This is a genomic window from Cupriavidus gilardii (assembly GCF_013347325.1).
Taxonomy (GTDB): Bacteria; Pseudomonadota; Gammaproteobacteria; order Burkholderiales; family Burkholderiaceae; genus Cupriavidus; species Cupriavidus gilardii.
This window is the reverse complement of record NZ_CP054624.1, coordinates 964355-980192: the sequence shown is the minus strand read 5'-3', so window position 1 is coordinate 980192 and position 15838 is coordinate 964355. Positions and strand designations below refer to the sequence as shown.

The 15838-nt window shown below is 69.0% G+C and carries 14 protein-coding genes; 8 read left to right on the top strand and 6 right to left on the bottom strand.

Going from position 1 to position 15838, the window contains the following annotated elements:
• The first annotated feature begins 25 nt into the window (after positions 1–25).
• The gene (locus tag FOB47_RS04595; protein WP_053824048.1) at positions 26–676 is read left to right on the top strand and encodes a 4-carboxy-4-hydroxy-2-oxoadipate aldolase/oxaloacetate decarboxylase; all 651 of its coding nucleotides are present in this window, start codon (positions 26–28) and stop codon (positions 674–676) included.
• Here the strand turns inward: FOB47_RS04595 and FOB47_RS04590 are convergent.
• Entirely contained in the window at positions 661–1917 is a 1257-nt protein-coding gene (locus FOB47_RS04590; protein WP_174780095.1) for an MFS transporter, read from the bottom strand. The two genes, FOB47_RS04595 and FOB47_RS04590, sit on opposite strands and share 16 nt — an antisense overlap.
• Before the next feature lie 124 nt (positions 1918–2041).
• On the opposite strand from FOB47_RS04590, the gene FOB47_RS04585 reads away from it, so the two are divergent.
• Positions 2042–2965, top strand: a complete 924-nt coding sequence (locus FOB47_RS04585; RefSeq protein WP_198752310.1) for a LysR family transcriptional regulator — start codon at positions 2042–2044, stop codon at positions 2963–2965.
• A gap of 110 nt (positions 2966–3075) precedes the next feature.
• Here FOB47_RS04585 and FOB47_RS04580 read toward each other — a convergent pair whose 3' ends face one another.
• Entirely contained in the window at positions 3076–3477 is a 402-nt protein-coding gene (locus FOB47_RS04580) for a hypothetical protein (protein WP_053824049.1), read from the bottom strand.
• Between the two features lie 219 nt (positions 3478–3696).
• Between FOB47_RS04580 and FOB47_RS04575 the strand changes: the two genes are divergently transcribed.
• A complete protein-coding gene (locus FOB47_RS04575; RefSeq protein ID WP_174780094.1) occupies positions 3697–4998 on the top strand; it encodes a UDP-N-acetylglucosamine 1-carboxyvinyltransferase in 1302 nt (433 codons plus the stop codon).
• A 104-nt stretch (positions 4999–5102) separates the two neighbouring features.
• On the opposite strand, the gene FOB47_RS04570 is transcribed toward FOB47_RS04575, so the two are convergent.
• The 4 genes from FOB47_RS04570 to FOB47_RS04555 form a co-directional block, all read right to left on the bottom strand.
• Positions 5103–6035 carry a dihydrodipicolinate synthase family protein gene (locus FOB47_RS04570; protein WP_174780093.1) on the bottom strand — a complete coding sequence of 311 codons (933 nt, stop codon included), beginning with the start codon at positions 6033–6035 and terminating at the stop codon, positions 5103–5105.
• Positions 6036–6052: 17 nt separating this feature from the next.
• Positions 6053–7375 (bottom strand): MFS transporter, encoded by a 1323-nt coding sequence (locus FOB47_RS04565; protein ID WP_174780881.1) that lies wholly within the window; start codon positions 7373–7375, stop codon positions 6053–6055.
• A gap of 101 nt (positions 7376–7476) precedes the next feature.
• Positions 7477–9063 carry an aldehyde dehydrogenase (NADP(+)) gene (locus FOB47_RS04560; RefSeq protein WP_174780092.1) on the bottom strand — a complete coding sequence of 529 codons (1587 nt, stop codon included), beginning with the start codon at positions 9061–9063 and terminating at the stop codon, positions 7477–7479.
• A gap of 47 nt (positions 9064–9110) precedes the next feature.
• Positions 9111–10853, bottom strand: a complete 1743-nt coding sequence (locus FOB47_RS04555; protein ID WP_053824053.1) for an IlvD/Edd family dehydratase — start codon at positions 10851–10853, stop codon at positions 9111–9113.
• A 222-nt stretch (positions 10854–11075) separates the two neighbouring features.
• Between FOB47_RS04555 and FOB47_RS04550 the strand changes: the two genes are divergently transcribed.
• The 5 genes from FOB47_RS04550 to FOB47_RS04530 all read left to right on the top strand — a co-directional run bounded on the left by FOB47_RS04550 (position 11076) and on the right by FOB47_RS04530 (position 15837).
• Positions 11076–12050: a LysR family transcriptional regulator gene (locus FOB47_RS04550; RefSeq protein ID WP_053824054.1), complete on the top strand. Its 975-nt coding sequence runs from the start codon at positions 11076–11078 to the stop codon at positions 12048–12050.
• 46 nt (positions 12051–12096) lie between these two features.
• Positions 12097–13671 carry a MocR-like pyridoxine biosynthesis transcription factor PdxR gene (gene pdxR / locus FOB47_RS04545; RefSeq protein ID WP_151021940.1) on the top strand — a complete coding sequence of 525 codons (1575 nt, stop codon included), beginning with the start codon at positions 12097–12099 and terminating at the stop codon, positions 13669–13671.
• Between the two features lie 157 nt (positions 13672–13828).
• Positions 13829–14479, top strand: coding sequence for an FMN-binding negative transcriptional regulator (locus FOB47_RS04540; RefSeq protein WP_174780091.1), 651 nt, complete (start codon positions 13829–13831; stop codon positions 14477–14479).
• Positions 14480–14502: 23 nt separating this feature from the next.
• Positions 14503–15447, top strand: a complete 945-nt coding sequence (locus FOB47_RS04535; RefSeq protein ID WP_053824056.1) for a LysR family transcriptional regulator — start codon at positions 14503–14505, stop codon at positions 15445–15447.
• A gap of 150 nt (positions 15448–15597) precedes the next feature.
• Positions 15598–15837, top strand: a complete 240-nt coding sequence (locus FOB47_RS04530; protein ID WP_053824057.1) for a hypothetical protein — start codon at positions 15598–15600, stop codon at positions 15835–15837.
• Position 15838 lies beyond the last annotated feature (1 nt).

The following is a 15838-nucleotide window of genomic DNA, read 5'->3' as shown; positions in this document are numbered from 1 at the left end:
CCCGATCTCTGCTTCCCCGCTCGCCATGACGCACGCCGACATCACCATCGCCCAGCTGGACCGCCTGAAGCGGCTCGGCACGGCCACCATCCACGAGGCGCAGGGCCAGCAAGGCGCCGTCGATCCGCGCATCGCCGCACTCGATCCCGGTATGCGCCTGGCCGGACCGGCGTTGACCGTCGATATCCGTCCGGGCGACAACCTGATGATCCACTACGCGCTGACCAAGGCCCGGCCCGGCGACGTACTGGTGGTCGACGCCAAGGGCTTCGCCGACGCCGGCCCGTGGGGCGACGTGCTGACCTTCGCCGCGCAGACGATCGGCCTTGCCGGGCTGGTGATCGACGGCGCGGTGCGCGACGCGTCCAGCATCGTCGAGATGGGCTTCCCGGTGTTCTGCCGCGGCGTCTGCATCCGCGGTACCAACAAGCAGCAGCCGGGCAGGCTCGGCGTGCCGCTGATCGTCGGCGGCGCCGCGATCCGCCCCGGCGATATCGTGGTCGGCGATCGCGACGGCCTGGTCGTGGTGGCGCGCGAGCAGGTGGCGCAGGTCATCGAAGCCAGCGAAGCGCGCGAACGCAAGGAGCAACGCATGCGCGAGCAGCTCGCCGGCGGTGCCACCATGGTCGAGCTGCTGGAATTGCAGGACACGCTGGCGCGCTACGGCCTGCATTGAGCGAGGCCGGCGGAAGCCGCCGAAGGCGCGCGCTGCATGCGCACGCTGGTGACAAGCCCCGCCAGCGTCAGCGCACTAGCGATCAGCAGCGTGGTCTGTAGCCCCGCCACATCGACCGCGATGCCGCCGAAGAACGAACCCAGCGCAATGCCGAGGTTGAACACCGACACCAGCAGCGCGGTCGCGGCCTCGATCCCGTCGATGCCGTCGGCTGCGCGCAGCATCCAGCTCTGCACCGACACTGACACCGCGCCGTACGACAGGCCCCAGCACAGCAGCAACGCCGCCCCGCTCGTCATGGTGTTGCCGAAGGTCGCGAACAGCAGCAGCGTCGCGCTCAGCGCCAGCGCGACGGCCAGCAGCGCGCGTCCCGGATGCCGCCCCGCCAGCGGCCCCGCGGCGAAGTTGGCGATCATGCCGGCCACGCCGTAGCCGAACAGCAGCACGCCGATCCAGCCGGCGCCAAAGCCCGATACCTGCTGCAGCAAGGGGCGGACGAAGGTGTAGGCCATGAAGTGGCCGGCCACCAGGAAGAAGGTGACCGTCAGGCCGAGCCGCACGCCGCGGTTGCGGAACTGCGCGCGCATTCCTTGCCGAGCGCCGCTTGCGGCGGCCGGCAGCGGCGGCAACGTCGCGATGTTCAGCACGAAGATCAGGCCGCTGCAGACCGCCATCGCGCCGAAGGCCGCGCGCCAGCCGACCAGTTCGCCCAGCCAGGCGCCCAGCGGCACGCCAACCACCGAGGCCACCGACACGCCGCCGAAGATGATCGCCGTGGCCCAGCCGACCGATGGCGCGGCCACCAGCCGCGGCGCCAGCCCGCCGGCCACGGACCAGATGCCGCCGATGCAGAAGCCCACCACCACCCTTGCGGCCAGTAGCCAGGGCAGCGTCGGCGCCAGCGCGCACAGCACGTTGGCGCCGGCCAATGCCAGCAGCAGCGCGGCCAGCAGACGCCGGCGATCGATCGAACCGGCACCCAGAACGATCAGCGGGGCAAACAGCGCGGCCAGCAGCGCGGGCGCCGACAGCATCAGGCCAGCGCTGCCGGCCGATACCTGCAGGCTCTGCGCGATTGGCGTCAGCAGGCCGACCGGCAGCATCTCGGTGGTGACGACACCGAAGGTGGCCAGGCCGACCGCGGCGACCGCGGGCCAGCGGTTGGGGGGCGTGTCGCCGGATGCCGCGGATGGACCGGCAAGAGGGGAATCGTCGAATCTTGCTTGATGGATGTCGTTCATTGGCAATCGCTCCGTCTGACGCGGTGCCGGCCCCAATTCGCCGGGCCGCCCGCGAGTCCGGCAAGCGTAATCGTTGCCAATGCGGTGATAAAGTAGCCGACTTTCGCAACACTGGGGACGAATCGTGCCTAATGGGGAAGGCATCGCGCTCGATCACCTGGGCGATGTGCGCGCCTTCGTGCAGGTCGCGCAGGCGCACAGCTTCACGCTGGCGGCGCAGCGGCTGGGCATCTCGCGCTCGGCGGTCGGCAAATGCATCGGCCGGCTGGAAGCGGGACTGGCGGCCCGCCTGCTGCAGCGGACCACGCGCAGCGTCAGCCTGACCGACGAGGGCCGCCTGTTCTACGAGCATGCGGTGCGCATCCTGGCCGAGGTCGACGAAGCACAGGCCGCGCTGGCCTGGCGCAACGAGGTGCCGCGCGGCCGCCTGCGCATCGATCTGCCGGTCACGCTCGGGCGCCTGCACATCGTGCCGATCCTGCATCGGTACCTGGCGCAATGGCCGGAGCTGCGGGCCGAGGTGTCGTTCTCCGACGAATACAGCGATCTGGTGCGCGACGGCATCGACGTCGCGATCCGCGTCGGCGGCGAGCACGACAGCGGGCTGATCCGCCGGGTGCTGGCCCCGCACCGGCTGGTGACCTGCGCCACGCCGGCCTATCTGGCCAGGCACGGCACGCCTGCGACGCTTGACGATATCGCGCGCCATGAGACCATCGTCTATACGCATGCGGGCATGGCACCGCCGTGGCGTTTCACCGTCGACGGCAGCGCCTGTACGCTCGCGATCGAGGGCCGCTGGCGGATGAACAATACCGAGGCGATGCGCGACCTGGCGCTGGCGGACGCGGGGCTAGTGCAGATCGCGGCCTTCCTGGTCGGCGGCGATCTGCGGGCGGGCACGCTGGTGCCGGTGCTCGAGCGGTTCACCGGCCCCGGCGCGCCGGTCTGCGCGGTCTATCCGAACCGCCGCCATCTGTCGCCGAAGGTGCGCCGGCTGATCGACGAGATCGACCGCGCGTGGGCGAACGGAGCGCCGTGGAATTGATTTCACCGTCATCCCCGCGCACGCCGGGACCCAGTGACGTTGGCTTCGGCGCAACAAGAGCCGCTGGGACTCGCTTTCGCGGGGACGACGGAGGTAGGCGTGGGAGAACGTCAGCCCTCGCCCAGCAGCCCCTGCGCATCGAGAATCGCGTAGGCGATCTCGGGATGGCGCTCCAGGCAGCGCCGGATCGCGGCGGGGATGGTTTGCCGGGTCTTCTTGCACAAGCCCAGCTGTTCTGCCAGCTCGATACTGAAGCCGCGCACGGTCCGCACGCCGTGAATGCTCGGCTCGATCGTCACCGTGATGCCGAGCAGCTCGTGCATCTTCTGCTGCATGCGGCGCAGGTCCTCGAGCGTTTGCACGTCCTCGAGCCGCGCGATCAGCCGCTTCTCCTCCTCCTTGGTCAGCCGCAGCACGCGGATGTCCGCCTGCGGATCGTCGAGCAGCTGCTCGCGCCCGCAGACACAGGCCCCGGGTGGGCATTCCTTGCGGATCGGAAACGGGGCGTTCATGTCGACGCGGATCGGGACCGGTGTTGCGCGATGATTCTGGCGTGGCGGGATGGCGCAGGCGATGCAAAGGCCGCATGGTGGCGGCGCGCCCGCAGCCGGGCATTATAGCGGCGGCGGCGATCGCCCGCGCCGGCGGCCGGGGCAGTACAATGCCGTCCGTTTCCACCGCTTACCGCCGTTCGGCGCCGCCTGCCGGCGCGGCACGGACGCTCTCCCCTCATGTCGAATCTGATCGTGCATGGCGGCACGCCGCTGCGTGGCCGCATCGTACCCTCCGCCAACAAGAACGCCGTGCTGCCGGTGCTGTGCGCCACCTTGCTGACCGACCAGCCCGTGCGGCTGCACCGGGTCCCGGACATCACCGACGTGCGCAAGATCCTCGATATCTTCCGCACGCTTGGCTCCGATGTCCGCATGGACCATGACAGCGGCACGCTGGACCTGCATCACCGCGACACCGTCTTCGATCCCGCCCGCCACCACCTGCCGGAGGAAATGCGCTCCTCGATCATGCTGGTGCCGCCGCTGCTGAGCCGCTTCGGCGTCGCGCGCCTCGAGGACAACGTCAAGGGCTGCACGCTGGGCGTACGCGAGATTGATCCGCACGTCGAGATCTTCCGGCGCTTCGGCGGCGAGGTCGAACGCGCGCAGGGCTCGCTGCTGCTCCACAGCGACGGCCCGCTGCGGCCGATCGACCATTGGCTGGACTATGCCTCGGTGACCACCACCGAGAACTTCGTGATGTGCGCGGCCGCGGCCGGTGGCACCTCGACGCTGACCAACGCCGCGTCCGAACCGCATGTGCAGGAGTTCTGCCGCTTCATGACGATGATGGGCGCGCGCATCGAGGGCATCGGCACCTCGCGCGTGACCGTGCATGGCGGCGAGAAGCTCGGCGGCGGCGAGTTCACCTTCGACGAGGACTTCCACGAGATCACGACGTTCCTCGCGCTGGGCGCGATCACCAATGGCGATGTGGTCGTGCGCAACGGCGCGCCGGCGAATTTCCCGCTGATCGATCGCACCTTCGAGAAGTTCGGCGTGCGCATCGTGCACGAGGACGGCTGGTCGCGCGCCGAGCGTTCTGGCCCGCTGCAGGTGCAGACGCCGTTCACCAGCAACGTGCTGACCAAGGTCGAGGCCGCGCCGTGGCCCTACTTCCCGGTCGACCTGCTGCCGATCTTCATCGCGCTGGGCGTGCGCGCGCAGGGCAATGCGATGTTCTGGAACAAGGTCTACGACAGCGCGCTGGGCTGGACCAGCGAGCTGTCGAAGTTCGGCGCGCATGTATTCTCGTCGGACCCGCACCGGCTGATCACCTTCGGCGGCAACACGCTGGCGCCGGCCGTGGTGGAGAGCCCGTACATCATCCGCGTCGCCATCGCGCTGTTCATGGTCGCGGCCAGCATCGACGGCCGCTCGGAAATCCGCAACGCGGCGCCGATCCGGCGCGCCCACCCGCGCTTCGTCGAGAACCTGCGCAGTCTCGGCGTGCACGTGGAGTGGACCGACGGCGAGTAAGGCCGTCAGCGGAAACGGCCAGGACGACGCCAGGCAGGCCGTCGCCCTTCGCGATGCAACGTGGCGGCCCGCAAGGCCGCCACGTTGCCCCTTTCGCTGCTTCGTTATTTGGCCCAGCGCAGCACCAGCGGATCGAGCCGCCGTGCGATCGCGATCAGCTCCCTGCGCGTTTCCGGATGCATCGGCGGCAGCGGGTGGCGCGGCGCCTCGCAGGCGATCACGCCGCCCTCCTTCATCAGCGCCTTGGCCGCGAGGATGCCGGCCTGCCGGTTCTCGTGGTTGATCAGCGGCAGCCAGCGCTGGTACAGCGCGAAGGCCCGATCGCCATCGCCCCGACGGTGCGCCTCGATGATCGGCCGGATGCCGTCCGGAAAGCCGCCGCCGGTCATCGCGCCGGTCGCGCCGGCCTCCAGGTCGGCCAGCAGCGTGATCGCTTCCTCGCCATCCCACGGCCCTTCCACCGCGTCGCCGCCGAGCCGGATCAGTTCGCGCAGCTTGTTGGCCGCCCCCGGCGTCTCGATCTTGAAGTACGCCACCTGTTCGATCTCGCGGGCCATGCGCGCGAGGAAGGGCGCGGACAGCACGGTGCCGCTGGCAGGGGCATCCTGGATCATGATCGGGATGCGGATCGCATCGGACAGGCGCGCATAGAACTCGTGGATCTGCGGCTCCGGCACGCGGAAGGTGGCGCCATGGTAGGGCGGCATCACCATCACCATCGCCGCGCCCATCTGCTGCGCGCGCCGGCTGCGCTCGATGCAGACGGCCGTGCTGTAGTGCGTGGTGGTGACGATCACCGGCACCCTGCCCTGCACATGTTCGAGCACGGTGCGCGTCAGCACCTCGCGCTCGTCGTCCGACAGCGCGAACTGCTCGGAAAAATTGGCCAGGATGCACAGGCCGTCGGAGCCGGCGTCGATCATGAAATCGACCGCGCGCTTCTGGCTCGGCAGATCCAGTTCGCCGGTTTCGGTGAAGGTGGTCGGCACCACCGGAAAGATGCCGCGATAGCGCGGCGAAGCGTAGGTGTCGGGCATGGGCAGGGCTTGTCGTATCAGCGGGCCGCGCGCGGCTCGAGCGCGGCGCGTACCACGAAGGTCATGACCACCGCGAACACCAGCATCGCGGCGAGGAAATAGAGGCCGGCGGCGAGGCTTCCGGTGGCGTCCTTGATCAGGCCGATGCCATAAGGGCCGAGGTAGCCGCCGAGGTTGGCCAGCGAATTGATGGTGGCGATGCCGACCGCGGCGCTGGCGCCGGTCAGGAACTGGCCCGGCAACGCCCATACCACCGCCTGGATCGAATAGATCGAGAAGGCCGTCAGGCAGATGAACAGGAATTGCAGCGCCGGCGTCTGGACCCAGGCGCTGGCCGCCATCGTCAGCGCCGCCGCGCCCGATACCACGACGATGTGCCAGTAGCGCTCGCCCTTGCGGTCCGAATGGCGCGGCACGAGATACAGACCGACCACCGCGAACAGGTACGGCACCGCCGACAGCAGGCCGGTACTCGCGTCGGTCACGCCGAACTGCTTGATGATGGTCGGCAGCCACAGCGACAGGCCGTAGATGCTCAGCGGAAACGGCAGGAACAGCAGCGACAGCAGCAGCACGCGCTTGTCCTTCAGCGCCTTCAGCGGGTTGCCGTGCGACTTCAGCGCGAAAGTCTTCTGGTCCGCCGCCAGCTCGCGCTCGATCCAGGCACGGTCTCGCGCCGACAGCCATTTCGCGTCCGCCGGTGACTCCGGCACCAGCCGCAGCGTCGGCAGGCACAGCAGCACCGCGGGCAGGCCGCTGACGACGAACAGCGTCTGCCAGTTCGACATCCCGAACAGCCCCGGCGTCGACAGCACCCAGCCGGCAATCGGGCCGGTGACGATCAGCGCGATCGGCTGCGCCAGCACCAGCAGCCCGATGATGCGGGCGCGATGCCGCATCGGGAACCACTTGGTCAGGAAGTACAGGATGCCGGGATAGAGTCCCGCCTCGGCCGCGCCCAGCAGGAAGCGCAGCACGTAGAAGGTGGTGGCGTTGTGGATCAGCGCCATCGCCATCGTGATCAGGCCCCAGGTCAGCAGGATGCGCGCGAACCAGCGGCGCGCGCCGAAGCGCTCCAGCGCCAGGTTGCTGGGCACCTCGCAGAGGAAATAGCCGATGAAGAACAGCCCCGCGCCGAGACCGTAGGCGGCATCGCTGATGCCGACCGCCGCGTTCATATGCAGCTTGGCGAAGCCGACCACCGAGCGGTCGATGTAGGCCACGACATAGATCAGTGCAAGGAACGGGATCAGCTTGCGGGTCAGCATGCCGATGATCCGCGATTCGTCGGCGGCAGCGGTGTCGGTGGTGTCGTGCGGCAGCGGCACGGGCTGCGGCATGGTCTGCGGTACGGGCTGCTCCAGCCCGGCCGTGGAATGGCTGTTCATATGGGTCTCCTCACCTTGTTCTTGGAAATGGGATGGGCGTCGATGCGCGAGCCTCAGGCTGGCGCGGGCGACCCTTCCGGCTTGCCGCCGACACGGCGCCGCAGCCCGAGCGGATTGCCGTCGCGCAACGCGTCGGGCAGCAGCGCATCGGGCAGGTTCTGGTAGCAGACCGGACGCAGGAAGCGTTCGATCGCCGCGGTGCCGACCGAGGTGCTGCGCCCGTCCGATGTCGCAGGGAACGGTCCGCCATGGACGATCGCGTCGCACACCTCGACGCCGGTCGGAAAGCCATTGGCCAGGATGCGGCCGGCCTTGCGCTCCAGCACCGGCAGCAGCGCGCGGGCGGCGTCGTGGTCGTCATCGTCCAGATGCAGCGTCGCGGTCAGCTGCCCCTCGCCCTGCTGCAGCACCTCGCGCAGCTGCCCGGCATCCGCGCATTCGACCAGCACGCTGCACGGGCCGAAGCACTCCTCGGCCAGGCGTGCGTCGGCCAGCAGATCGGCGGCGCGCACGCGGAACAGGGTCGCGGTGGCGCGGCCCGGGACCCGGGCACCTTGCGCGACCGTGGCGACCGCCGGATGCGAAATCAGCCGTTCGACGCCGTCGGCATAGGCTCGCGCGATGCCGGCGGTCAGCATCACGCCGGCGGGTACCGCGGCGATCGCGCCGGCCGCGGCCGCGACAAAGCGCTCGAACGCTTCGCCGCCGACCGCCAGAACGAGGCCCGGATTGGTGCAGAACTGGCCGCAGCCCAGCGTCACCGAGGCGACGAAGTCGCGCGCCAGCGCTTCGCCGCGCCGTGCCAGTGCGGCAGGCAGCAGGATATTCGGATTGACGCTGCTCATCTCGGCATACACCGGAATCGGTGCGGGCCGTGCCGCGGCGATCGCCATCAGCGCGAGGCCGCCGCGCCGCGAGCCGGTGAAGCCGACCGCCTGGATGGCCGGATGCGCGACCAATGCCGCGCCGACCGCGTGGCCGGCATCGAACAGCAGCGAGAACACGCCGTCGGGCAGCCCCGCCGCGGCCACCGCCTGCTGCACCGCACGGCCGACCAGTTCCGAAGTGCCGGGGTGCGCGGGATGGGCCTTGACGACCACCGGGCAGCCTGCCGCCAGCGCCGATGCGGTATCGCCGCCGGCGACAGAGAATGCCAGCGGGAAATTGCTGGCGCCGAACACCGCCACGGGCCCGATGCCGATACGGCGCAGGCGCAGATCGGTGCGCGGCGGCTGGCGCTGCGGCAGCGCCGGTTCGATGCGCGCGTCCCAGGCGTCGCCGCTGCGTACCAGCGCCGCGAACAGCCGCAACTGGCCGGTGGTGCGGGCGCGCTCGCCTTCGAGCCGGGCGCGCGGCAGGCCGGTCTCGTCCATCGCGCGCAGGATCAGCGCATCGCCGATCGCCTCGATGCGCGCGGCGATATCGTCGAGAAAGGCGGCGCGCGCTGTATCGGGCAGCGCCCGGTAGGCGTCGAAGGCCTCGGCGGCCAGCGCGCAGGCCTGGTCGACCTCGGCGCGCGAGGCGCCGTGGAAAACGGGGTCCGCGATGGTTTCGCCGCTGGCCGCATGGACCGCGTGGAAGGCCTCGCCGCTGCCGCGAAGCGCGGCGGCGCCGATCAGCAGATTGCCGGTCAATGGCATTGCGTGTGCTCCTGGTTGCCGTTCATCGGTTGCCGTGCCATCCGTGCTCAATGCGAGTGGCGCGGCACCTCGGCGCCGCGGCAGCCCACCAGGAAATCGAGATCGCAACCCTGGTCGGCCTGCAACACGTGGTCGACATAGAGGCGTTGATAGCCCCCCTCGCCCGCGCGGCTCTCTGGCTTCGGCGGCCGGAACATCTCCATGCGGTCGGCCAGCTCCTCGGTCGAGATGTCCAGATGCAGCGTGCCGGCCTCGCAGTCCAGCTCGATCCAGTCGCCGTCGCGCACCGCCGCCAGCGGGCCGCCCGCGGCGGCCTCCGGCGCGACGTGCAGCACCACGGTGCCGTAGGCCGTGCCGCTCATGCGCGCATCGGAGATCCGCACCATGTCCTTGATGCCCTGCCGCAGCAGTTTCGGCGGCAGGCCCATGTTGCCGACCTCGGCCATGCCGGGGTAGCCCTTGGGCCCGCAGTTCTTCATCACCAGCACCGAGTCCGCGTCGACCTCGAGCGATTCGTCGACGATGCGGGCCTTGTAGTGCTCCAGGTTTTCGAACACGACCGCGCGGCCGCGGTGCTTCAGCAGCGAAGGCGTCGCGGCCGACGGTTTGAGCACCGCGCCGCGCGGCGCCAGGTTGCCGCGCAGCACGCGGATGCTGCCATCCGCAATCAGCGGCCGATCGAGCGGGCGAATCACCTCGTCGTTGAAGTTCGGCGCGTCCTTGACGTTCTCCCACAGCGTCCGGCCATTGACGGTCAGCGCGCCGGGATGCGGCAGCAGGCCGCCCTCGCCGAGCCGGCGCAGCACCGCAGGCAGGCCGCCGGCGTAGTAGAACTCCTCCATCAGGAAGCGTCCCGACGGCATCAGGTCGACGATGGTCGGCGTATCGCGGCCGATACGGGTCCAGTCCTCGAGTTCGAGCGGCACGCCGATGCGGCCGGCGATCGCCTTCAGATGGATCACCGCATTGGTCGAACCGCCGATCGCCGCATTGGTGCGGATCGCATTCTCGAAGGCCTCGCGCGTCAGGATCTTCGACAGGCACAGCCCTTCCTTTGCCATCTCGACGATGCGGATGCCGGACATGTGGGCCAGCACGTAGCGCCGCGCGTCGACCGCCGGAATCGCCGCGTTGTGCGGCAGCGTGGTGCCGAGCGCCTCGGCCATGCATGCCATCGTCGAAGCGGTGCCCATCGTGTTGCAGGTGCCGGCCGAGCGCGACATGCCGGCTTCGGCCGACAGGAAATGGTGCAGGTCGATCTCGCCGGCCTTCAGCGATTCGTGCAGCTGCCAGACCGCGGTGCCAGAGCCGATGTCCTTGCCATCGAGCTTGCCGTTGAGCATCGGGCCGCCGCTGACGACGAGCGCCGGCACGTCGCAGCTGGCCGCGCCCATCAGCAGCGCCGGCGTGGTCTTGTCGCAGCCGGCCAGCAGCACGACGGCGTCGACCGGATTGCCTCGAATCGCTTCCTCGACATCCATCGCCGCCAGATTGCGCGTCAGCATCGCGGTCGGCCGCAGATTCGATTCGCCATTGGAGAACACCGGGAATTCGACCGGAAAGCCGCCGGCTTCATAGACGCCGCGCTTGACGTGCTCGGCCAGCTTGCGGAAATGCGCATTGCATGGCGTCAATTCCGACCAGGTATTGCAAATGCCGATGATCGGCCGGCCATCGAATTCATGATTGGGAATGCCCTGGTTTTTCATCCAGCTGCGGTACATGAAGCCGTTCTTGTCGGCGGTGCCGAACCATTGGGCGGAGCGGAGCTTGGGTTTTGAATCCGGCATGGAAATTCCTGAGTGCGGCGGGACGAACGCCGGCCCGCGGCATCGGCCGCGCGGCGGGGACGTCATCGGGATTGGGGCAGCTGAGGGTGTCTCCTGGCTGCGTCGCGCCTCGGGGGCAATCGGTTTTGTTTTCGACAGGCGGCAGTGTACAAACCGATCGGATATCCTTCTAATGAAAATTCACGCCATTGCGATATCGAATCAGATATCCGTGTTAACCCGATGCCGACTTCCCCGCCCTGGTATATCCGCGCCCGCCTGAAAACCCGGCAGTTGCTGTTGCTGGTCGCCTTGGCCGAGGAGGGCAATATTCATCGCGCCGCGGCGGTCCTGAACATGACGCAGCCGGCGGCATCGAAGCTGCTGCGCGAACTCGAGGAAATGCTGGGCGTGCCGCTGTTCGAGAGGCTGCCGCGCGGCATGCGGCCCACGCTGTATGGCGACGCGATGATCCGCCATGCGCGCGCCGTGGTCGGCAGCCTGGACCAAGCCCAGCAGGAAGTGATGGGGCTGCGCGCCGGCCGCCTCGGCCATGTCGCGGTCGGCGCGATCACCTCGCCCGCGGTCAAGCTGCTGCCGCCCGCGGTGGCCGAGCTCAAGCGCGACAATCCCGGGCTGCGCGTCTCGCTGGAGATCGAGAACAGCAACGTGCTGCTGGAGCGCCTGGCGCAGGACAAGCTCGATCTGGTGGTGGCCCGGCTGTTCGCCGAGCATGACAAGCTGCAGCTGCGCTACGAGCCGCTGGCCGGCGAGCCTGTCTGCGTGGTGGCCCGCCGCGGCCATCGGCTGCTGGACGCCCCGGCGCTGTCGCTGGCCGATCTGGAAACGGCCACCTGGATCGTGCCGCCGGCCGGCAGCGTGCTGCGCCATCGCTTCGACCTGATGTTCCAGCGCGCCAGCCTGATGCCCCCGACCAATGTGGTCGAAACCGCGGCGCTGCTGTTCGTCACGCAGATGATCGAGCAGAGCGACATGCTGGCGGTACTGGCCGCCGATGTTGCCGAGTACTATGCGCGGCACGGCATGGTCGCGATCCTGCCGCTGGACGTGCCCTGCCATATGGACGACTTCGGCATCATCACGCGCACCGACCGGCTGCTGTCGCCGGCCGCGACGCTGATGGTCGAGGCGTTACGCGAGGCCGGCCGCGCCGTCTATCCGGGCGACCTTGGCCGCGGCGCCAGCGACCGGCGCTGAGCCCCTGCCGCTTTCGAAGGCCCCGCACGCATCGAAGACCGACCTCATGGCACGACACCGTCACGCAATGGAATTGCCGTCGATCGGCGAGCTGGACCGCTCCGCGGGACAGCTTGCCAGGCAGCTGTCGAGGCTGTTGCGCGAAGCGATCCGGCGGGGGGAACTGAAACCGGGCGAGCTGCTGCCCTCGACGCGCCATCTGGCAAGCTCGCTGGGCGTCTCGCGCGGGACCGTGCTGGAGGCGTTCGAGCAGCTGATCGCCGAGGGCTATCTCGAAGCGCAGGCCGGCGCGGGCACCCGGGTCGCGACGGCGTTGGCCGATGGGCCTGATGACGGGCGCAATGATGGGCGCAATGACGGGCCGAACGATCGCCCGCATCATCGCCCGACGACCCGCACACCGGCCCGCGATGTCCACGAACCCGCCGCGCCCAGGCAGTTCAGCACGCGGGCCACGGCGTTTGCCGAACTTGGGCGGCAATTCTCTCCGCTGCCCCCGGTGCCGTTCGCGGTCTCGGTCCCGCTTGGCCCCACCGCGCCGGACGACGTCTGGCGCCGCCTGGGCAATCGCACGCGGGCATTGCGTGCAGCCGCGCCGTCCGGTTACGACGATCCGCAAGGCGTGCCCGCGCTCCGGTCGGCGATCGCGGATTACGTGCGCCGCTCGCGCTCGGTGCATTGCACGCCGGAACAGGTGATCGTCACCACCGGCACGCAGCAAGGTCTCTACCTGTCGTGTCAGGTACTGCTCGATGCCGATGATCTGGCGTGGGTCGAGGACCCGGCCTACCGCGGCATCACCGGCATTCTGGAGAGCACCGGACACCAGCGCGGCATGGTGCGCGTACCGGTCGACGAGGCTGGTATCGACGTCGAGGCAGGACGCGCGATGGCCGAGCACGCACGCGCGGCGTTCGTCACGCCGTCGCATCAGTATCCGCTCGGCATGCCGTTGAGCATGGCCCGAAGAAACGCGCTGCTGGCGTGGGCGCGGGCCACCGGCGCGTGGATCGTCGAGGACGACTATGACAGCGAGTTGCGCTACGTCGGCCATCCTTTTCCCTCCTTGCAGGGACTCGCGCCCGAGCTCGTCGTCTATCTGGGGACCTTCAGCAAGATCCTGTTCCCTTCGCTGCGGCTTGGCTATGCCATCGTTCCGCCGCCGCTGGTGCCGGCATTCTGCGGCGCCCGCGTGCTGATCGACCGGCACTCTCCCAGCGCCGACCAGCATGTGGTGGCCGCCTTCATCGACGAAGGACACCTGGATCGGCATATCCGCCGCGTGCGGCTGGTCTATGCCGACCGGCGCCAGCACCTGATCGCCGCCATCGCACGCTGGATACCGGACGAGTTGGCGTGGCTGCAGCCCGGGGACCAGGGCATGCACCTGGTGCTGTGGCTCGCCGAAGGGACCGACGATCAACGGATCGCGTCGCTGGCGATCGAGGCCGGCGTATCGGTCAGGCCCGTGTCGCCGATGTACTCGGCCACCAACGCGCGGCCGGGCCTGGTGCTGGGACTCGGCGGCTATAGCGACGACCAGATCGACGCGGCGGTGAAGACGCTGGCGAAGGTGTTGACGTCGGCGGCCCGAAGCCGCGCCGCATCGCGCGCCGGCTGAAGAGCGGACACCGGCATTGGGATGGGATCGCCCCGGAATACTGGTCCATTCGAATTCCATCAAATTGGCTCTTCCTGCCGGCCGCCGTCGGACCGATGATCGAGCCGTCGCCGACGTTCGCGCGGCGCAACGGTCAACCCCATCGGAATTCGAGGCCATGTACATCCCATCCCATTTCGAAGTACAGGACGTCGAGGCACTGCATCGGCTGATCCGCGAGCACCCGTTCGGGATGCTGGTCACCCATGGCACCAATGGCCTGGACGCCAACCATCTTCCGTTCGAACTGGACCTTTCCGCGGGGACCAACGGCACGTTGCGCGCCCATGTCGCCCGGGCCAATCCGGTATGGCAGCACGCAGGGAACGGCGACGAGGTGATGGTCGTGTTCCGCGCCGAGGATGGGTACATCACGCCAACCTGGTACCCGAGCAAGCACGAATCGCACAAGCAGGTGCCGACCTGGAACTACCGGGTCGTTCATGCGCACGGCAGGATCACGATCCGCGATGAGGAGCGGTACGTCCGAGGCGTCGTGGCCCGGCTGACACGAGCGCACGAGGCTTCGCAGCCGGCGCCGTGGAAGATGACGGACGCTCCCGCCGACTATATCGATACGATGCTCAACGCCATCGTCGGCATCGAGATCGACATCACCCGGCTGATCGGCAAGTTCAAGCTGAGCCAGAACCGCGAGCTGCGGGACAAGCTCGGCGCCGCCGAGGCGCTGAAGCGGCAAGGCGACGCCGCGCTGGGCCAGGCGATGCTCGATGCCATCGCCGAGCGCCGCGACGACGACGGCCGATAGCGGCGGCGGCGACGGAGAACGGCATGGAACCCCTCGACTACCGCAAGTTCCGCACGCTCGACCTGAACCTGCTGGTGGCCTTCGACGCGCTGGCGAGCCAACGTTCCGTCAGCGGCGCGGCGCGGCAGCTGTTTCTCGGCCAGCCCGCCGTCAGCCATATGCTGGCGCGGCTGCGGCGGCTGTTCGACGACCCGCTGTTCGTGCGCGGCGCCAAGGGCATGGAACCGACCGCCAAGGCGCTGGCGCTGGTCGAACCGGTCCGCGCGCTGCTGAACGAGGCCTACGGGCTGGTGCGGCCCGCCGGCGAGTTCGATCCGTCGTCGACACAGGCGCGCCTGTGCATTGCGCTGCCAGCGCCATTGGAGGCGATGCTGCTGCCGGTGCTGTGCGCCGCGCTGGCCCGCGAAGCGCCGTCGATCCAGCTGGCGTCGCGCGCGATGCCGGCCGCGCGCATGCCGGACGCCCTCGACGCGCGCGAGATCGATCTGGCAGTCACCGGCGTGCCGCTGGCGACGAAGGACTGGCACCGCAGCGCCGACCTGCATCGATGTCATCTGGTCTGCGCCCACGCGCCGGCGCAACTGCCGCTGCCGGCGAGCATCGGCGCCGAAGAATTGCGGACGTTGCAGGCGATCGGCCTGTCCCATGCAATCGAACTTGGCTCGGGCGGCAACGCCTTTCTCGGGCAGGTCAAGCACAACGGCGCGATGCCGACCGAAGTCGAGAGCCTGCTGACGCTGAGCCGTCTGCTGCAGACCGCACCGGTGGTTGCCGTGCTGCCCGCGCTGGTCGCGCCGTTGATCCTGGCGCAAGGCGCGCTGGTCTGCGTGCCGGTGCAAGGCACCGAAGAGACGGTCGCGATCCGTCTGCACTGGCACAGCGGCGCCGACGGCGATCCGGTGCATCGTTACGTCCGCCGGCACCTCGCCGACGCGTTCGCCGCGATGCTTGGACAAGGCCAAGGCTGATGCCTCTCACGCGCCCGCCGCAGCGGGCGCGGTCCCCATCGAAACGCCGCATGGGGGCCATCGAATCGTTCGATTTCCGCTGCGTGAAAACCCTGCCTATAGTCGTGCCACTTCCACCACGAGGCGGCATGCAACGATGCCGGGCCAACGATGACTTTCCGGTTCTACCCCAGTTCGATCGCGCTGGCGATCGCGGCGGCCGCACTGTCCGGCTGCGCTACCAGGCAAGGCGATGTCGACAGCGATGGCGGCGGCGACGTCCGCCCTTCCTCCACGCCGGCGCCCATCGGCATGAGCCTGGGCGATATCAATCATCGGCATCCGATGCTCGACGACAGGCCGGTGCCACGGTCCGGCGTACGCCTGAACGATTCCTTCGTCGATCGCTAGG

Excerpts from the sequence above, each read along its gene's own strand:
- FOB47_RS04590 (WP_174780095.1), bottom strand. The coding sequence starts at position 1,917 with ATGAACGACATCCATCAAGCAAGATTCGACGATTCCCCTCTTGCCGGT.
- FOB47_RS04570 (WP_174780093.1), bottom strand. The coding sequence starts at position 6,035 with ATGCCCGACACCTACGCTTCGCCGCGCTATCGCGGCATCTTTCCGGTG.
- FOB47_RS04560 (WP_174780092.1), bottom strand. The coding sequence starts at position 9,063 with ATGCCATTGACCGGCAATCTGCTGATCGGCGCCGCCGCGCTTCGCGGC.
- FOB47_RS04555 (WP_053824053.1), bottom strand. The coding sequence starts at position 10,853 with ATGCCGGATTCAAAACCCAAGCTCCGCTCCGCCCAATGGTTCGGCACC.
- FOB47_RS04575 (WP_174780094.1), top strand. The coding sequence starts at position 3,697 with ATGTCGAATCTGATCGTGCATGGCGGCACGCCGCTGCGTGGCCGCATC.
- FOB47_RS04595 (WP_053824048.1), top strand. The coding sequence starts at position 26 with ATGACGCACGCCGACATCACCATCGCCCAGCTGGACCGCCTGAAGCGG.
- FOB47_RS04565 (WP_174780881.1), bottom strand. The coding sequence starts at position 7,375 with ATGCCGCAGCCCGTGCCGCTGCCGCACGACACCACCGACACCGCTGCC.
- FOB47_RS04550 (WP_053824054.1), top strand. The coding sequence starts at position 11,076 with ATGCCGACTTCCCCGCCCTGGTATATCCGCGCCCGCCTGAAAACCCGG.
- FOB47_RS04530 (WP_053824057.1), top strand. The coding sequence starts at position 15,598 with ATGACTTTCCGGTTCTACCCCAGTTCGATCGCGCTGGCGATCGCGGCG.
- FOB47_RS04540 (WP_174780091.1), top strand. The coding sequence starts at position 13,829 with ATGTACATCCCATCCCATTTCGAAGTACAGGACGTCGAGGCACTGCAT.
- FOB47_RS04580 (WP_053824049.1), bottom strand. The coding sequence starts at position 3,477 with ATGAACGCCCCGTTTCCGATCCGCAAGGAATGCCCACCCGGGGCCTGT.
- FOB47_RS04535 (WP_053824056.1), top strand. The coding sequence starts at position 14,503 with ATGGAACCCCTCGACTACCGCAAGTTCCGCACGCTCGACCTGAACCTG.
- pdxR (WP_151021940.1), top strand. The coding sequence starts at position 12,097 with ATGGCACGACACCGTCACGCAATGGAATTGCCGTCGATCGGCGAGCTG.